We start from the raw sequence: 4,384 nt of genomic DNA, 5'->3' as shown, positions 1-4,384 counted from the left end.
AGGCGACGTTGCCGGCGCTCCTCCTGTCGTCTCAGCCTGGGTCCCCGCTTTCGCGGGGATGAGCGGTGGAGAGCGTGCGCGCCACGCCGACGCAGATCAGCAGCTGACCCAGGTAATACAGCCCCCAGACCGCCAGGCCGGTGGCGAAGGTCGCCGGCAGCAGGCCGCCTCGGGCGAAGATCAGAAGGTCCGAGACCGCGAACATCAGAGCGCCCAGCCCGACCTGGCCGCGTGGAAAGCGGCTCAGCAAGGCCGAGGCCGCCATGGTCGACAGGCCCAGGCTGTAGAGCGCGATCCCCGGCGCGCCGGCCCTGTCGGCCGGCAGGTGGAAGGCGATCCCCGTGACCACCGGGATCAGGGCGGTCGCCCCCAGGAAGACGAGGGGCGAGGTTCTCCGCCGATTGCGCGCGTAGAGAACGATCGCCGTCACGTGGCCCGCCAGGAAGGCCAGGGCGCCGATCGTCAGGCCCGAGGTCACCAGCAGCACGTCGCCCAGGGTCCCCAGCACCATCACCGCCACGAGCAGCCAGCCGTCGGCCGAACGGGCCTTCAAGGCGGCGTAGACCGCCAGCAGACCGACACCCGCGCCCTTCCAGGTCGTCTCGGCGGCCATGGGAAGCTGCAGGTTCCAGCTCGCGATATAGCTGACCCCCGCGATCGCCGAGGCGATCAGCGCCCATTTGCTCACATCGAAACGCGCGGCCGCGCCGGCTTGCGTCATGCTCTTTCCCCCCAAGGATTCGGCCCGCCCTGAAGGCGATGCTCACGCCACACACTGCGACGCGGGCCGCCGAGAGCGCAATCCTGTTGCGCGACTTCGCCGAAATGTCGGAAGGATGGGCGACGGTACGGAGAAGACCATGAACGGCGCGGACGCCCTGATCACCACCCTGGCCGACAACGGCGTCACCGCCTGTTTCGCCAATCCCGGCACCAGCGAGATGCAGTTCGTCTCGGCCCTGGACCGCGAGCCGCGCATGCGCTCGGTGCTCTGCCTCTTCGAAGGCGTGGCCACCGGCGCGGCCGACGGCTACGGCCGCATGGCGGGCAAGCCGGCCTGCACCCTGCTGCACTTGGGGCCCGGCTACGCCAACGGCGCGGCCAACCTGCACAACGCCCGGAGGGCGTACACCCCGATCGTAAACGTGATTGGCGACCACGCCACCTATCACCGCGGCTTCGATGCGCCGCTCAACAGCGACATCGCCGCGCTCGCCGCGCCCAATTCGCTGTGGGTCAAGTCGGCCGAGAGCGCCGACAGCGTCGGGCCGCTGGCCGCCGAGGCCATCGTCGCCAGCTACGGGACGCCGGGCGGCAACGCCTGCCTGATCCTGCCGGCCGACGCGGCCTGGAACGAGGCGACCGTCCACGGACCGGTGGTGACGCCGCCGGCCTTCGCCGCGCCCGACCCCGCCGCCATCGAGGCCGTGGCCAAGGCGCTGGGCTTCGCCAAGAAGCCGGTGCTTCTGCTGGGATCCGGCGCTTGCGGCGAAGCGGCCCTGGCGGCGGCCGGTCGGCTCGCGGCGCATGGCGTGCGGGTGCTGACCGACACCTTCACCGCCCGCCAGGCGCGGGGCGCGGGCCGTTTCCGTCCCGACAAGCTGCCCTATTTCGCCGAGCAGGCGCTGAAGGACCTCGACGGCGTCGACCTGATGGTGCTGGTCTCGAGCCAGCGGCCGGTGGCCTTCTTCGCCTATCCCGACCGGCCCAGCGTGCTGACGCCCGAGGGCTGCTCGGTCGAGACCCTGTGCGGCCGCGAGGTCGACGCGGCGGCGGCGCTGTCGGCCCTGGCCGACGCGGTCGGCGCGCCGGCGGCCGGCCCGGTCGAGGCCCACGCGCCGCCGTCCGCGCCGGAAGGCCGCCTGGACGCCTGGGCCATCGGCGCCTCGGTGGCCCGCCATATGCCGACGGACGCGGTGATCTCGGACGACGCGGTGACCGCGGGCCTGCCGATCTTCACCCAGACCCGGGCGGCGCGAGCTCACGACTGGCTGTCCCTGACCGGCGGGGCGATCGGCCAGGGCATTCCGCTGGCGATCGGGGCGGCGGTGGCCTGCCCGGAGCGCAAGGTCCTGTGCCTGACCGGCGACGGGGCGGGCATGTACACGGTCCAAGGGCTCTGGACGATCGTGCGCGAGAAGCTGGACGTCACCGTCGTGGTCTTCGCCAACCACGCCTATCGGATCCTTGGGATCGAGCTTGGCCGCACCGGGGCGGGCAATCCAGGGCCGGCGGCCTCGAAGCTGCTGGATCTTGGCGACCCGCGCATGGACTGGGTGGCGATCGCCCAGGGCATGGGCATGAGCGCCGAGCGCGCCGAGACGGCCGAGGCCTTCGACGCCGCCTTCGCCCGGGCCATGGCCGCGCCGGGACCGAAGCTGATCGAAGCGGCGATGGGATAAGAAAAAAGCCCGCCGGGATCGCTCCCGGCGGGCCTCTCTTCTTCAGGCGTCAGGCTGACGGATCAGCCCTTGCCCTTGTTGGTCGGCAGCTTGCAGCCGCCGCCGATGCCCTTGGCCTGGGCGCAGGAGAGGAACTCCTTGGCCGCCGGCTTGCTGACACCGATCGGATAGCCCAGCACCCAGCCCGGCAGGCCGTCCGAGCAGGCGACCTCGACGAAGCCTTCCGTATCGGTGTTGCCGATGATGCGGGCGTCCGACACCTGGCAGGAGGCCTTGTTGAAGCCGACCAGGTCCTTGGTCAGGCGGGCGTACTGCGTGTCCTTCTTGGTGAAGGAGCAGCGGAAGCCGTTCATTTCCGCCGTGAGGCAGTCATAGACCTTGCCGTCGGTGGCGGTGAACACGGCGATGCCGCCGACGTCGCTGTTCTTGCACTTCAGCTCGACGATTTCCTTCTTCGGATCGTTCGTCGGCAGCATGCCGTACTTCTCGACATCGCAGGGGAAGCCGGCCTTGGCGGCGAGCTTGCTGTAGAAGCCGGCCTGCTCGGTCTGGGCCGCGACCGCGTCGGTCATTGTGCAGCCGCCGCCGACGAAGCCGGCCTGGGCGCACGGGATGGCGCGGGCTAAGGCGCCGCTGGCCGCGGTCTGCTGATACATGTAGCCCTTGCCGTCCTGGCACGAGACCTCGAAGTAATTGTCGGTCTTGGTGCTGAGGACGTAGCGCTTGTCCTTGATCGCGCAGTTCGTACCGGCCGAACCGTTCAGGGTGTCGACCACGTTCAGCTGGGTCTGACGGTTGGTCAGCTTGCAGCTGACATTGCCGCCTTCCTCGTAGAGCAGGCAGCTGTTCACCGCGACGTCGCCGTTGATGTTCATCGGCGAGACGGTCTGGACGATGTAGCCGGCGCCGCCCTTACAGGCGACTTCGAAGTACGAGTTCTTGGCGCCCGAGCCGATGGCGCGGGTGTTCTCGATATCGCAGTTCACGCCGCCCTTCTTGACGTAGGGGGCCAGGCCCGCGCCCGGGTTCTCGTTGCCCGGCAGGATGCAGGCCAGGCCGCCGACCTTGCCGTCCGGACCGGGCTGGCTCGATTCCAGGCAGCTATAGAGCTGGGGCGCGGCGTCCTTCTTGCCGATGACCGCGAAGCCCATGCCCTCGTTACAGGCGACTTCGTAGTACTTGGAGCCGGCTTTCTTCTCCTCGCCGATGAAGCGGGCGTCCGAAACCGTGCAGCCGGCGCCGCTGGCCTGGATCAGGGCCGGGGCTTCCTTCATGCCCGTCTCGCGCGCCTTGGCGTCGATGGCGGGCTTGCCCTTCTGCTCCTTCGGCGCCGAAATGACGGCGGCCGGAACGAGAATGGCGACCGCGAGGGCGGCCGTCAGGCCGATCGCGAAAGGCCTCATGGGAAACATCTCCTGGGTGGATTCCTCGCGCGGACATAAGCGCGCGCTTGTATGAGGGGTCAAGATGCCGTCCGACCTGGGCATGATCATGACTGGCCCCTGGGGGCAAAAAATGGGTCGGACAAGGAACAATCGCCGGACGAACGGCGCGGGAGGGGACATGACGCGGGACGGTTTCGAAGAGGATGCGACTGCCGAGGATCAGGAGCCGCGCAAGGTCGGCCGGCTGGTCTATCCGTTCGAGACCGCTCCTGAGCAGGGCTCGGGCGAGGCGGTCGAGGTCGCGCCGGGCGTCCTGTGGCTGCGGATGCCCTTGGGCGGCTCGCTGCAGTTCATCAACGTCTGGGCCATCGCCGATGGCGAGGGCTGGGCGATCGTCGACACCGGCGTCCAGACCCGCGAGACCAGCCAGGCCTGGCGGGCGGCATTCGCCGGCGCCTTGGGCGGCAAACCTGTCACCCGGGTGATCGTCACCCACCTGCACCCCGACCACATCGGTTTGGCGGGCTGGATGACCCGCAAGTTCGACTGCCGCTTGTGGATGACCCGGCTGGAATATTTCCAGTGCCGGATGCTGGT

At 69.3% G+C, this 4,384-nt stretch carries 4 protein-coding genes; 2 read left to right on the top strand and 2 right to left on the bottom strand.

Features of this window, described 5'->3' with window-relative positions; translation table 11 throughout:
• Positions 1-31: 31 nt before the first annotated feature.
• A complete protein-coding gene (locus tag VJ655_RS17605; protein WP_324113324.1) occupies positions 32-721 on the bottom strand; it encodes a lysoplasmalogenase family protein in 690 nt (229 codons plus the stop codon).
• Between the two features lie 139 nt (positions 722-860).
• Here VJ655_RS17605 and VJ655_RS17600 point away from each other — a divergent pair, with 139 nt between their 5' ends.
• A complete protein-coding gene (locus VJ655_RS17600; protein WP_324113322.1) occupies positions 861-2,402 on the top strand; it encodes an acetolactate synthase large subunit in 1,542 nt (513 codons plus the stop codon).
• A gap of 62 nt (positions 2,403-2,464) precedes the next feature.
• On the opposite strand, the gene VJ655_RS17595 is transcribed toward VJ655_RS17600, so the two are convergent.
• Complete coding sequence (locus VJ655_RS17595; RefSeq protein ID WP_324113320.1) at positions 2,465-3,814, bottom strand: hypothetical protein; 1,350 nt, start codon at positions 3,812-3,814, stop codon at positions 2,465-2,467.
• Positions 3,815-3,965: 151 nt separating this feature from the next.
• Between VJ655_RS17595 and VJ655_RS17590 the strand changes: the two genes are divergently transcribed.
• Positions 3,966-4,384 (top strand): MBL fold metallo-hydrolase (locus VJ655_RS17590; protein WP_324113318.1); only part of this gene is annotated, 419 nt, incomplete at its 3' end.

This window comes from Caulobacter sp. (assembly GCF_035254145.1).
Taxonomy (GTDB): Bacteria; Pseudomonadota; Alphaproteobacteria; order Caulobacterales; family Caulobacteraceae; genus Caulobacter.
This window is presented reverse-complemented; position numbering and strand designations above follow the sequence as displayed.

Coding starts and splice junctions, on each gene's coding strand:
- VJ655_RS17605 (WP_324113324.1), bottom strand. CDS start 721: ATGACGCAAGCCGGCGCGGCCGCGCGTTTCGATGTGAGCAAATGGGCG.
- VJ655_RS17600 (WP_324113322.1), top strand. CDS start 861: ATGAACGGCGCGGACGCCCTGATCACCACCCTGGCCGACAACGGCGTC.
- VJ655_RS17595 (WP_324113320.1), bottom strand. CDS start 3,814: ATGTTTCCCATGAGGCCTTTCGCGATCGGCCTGACGGCCGCCCTCGCG.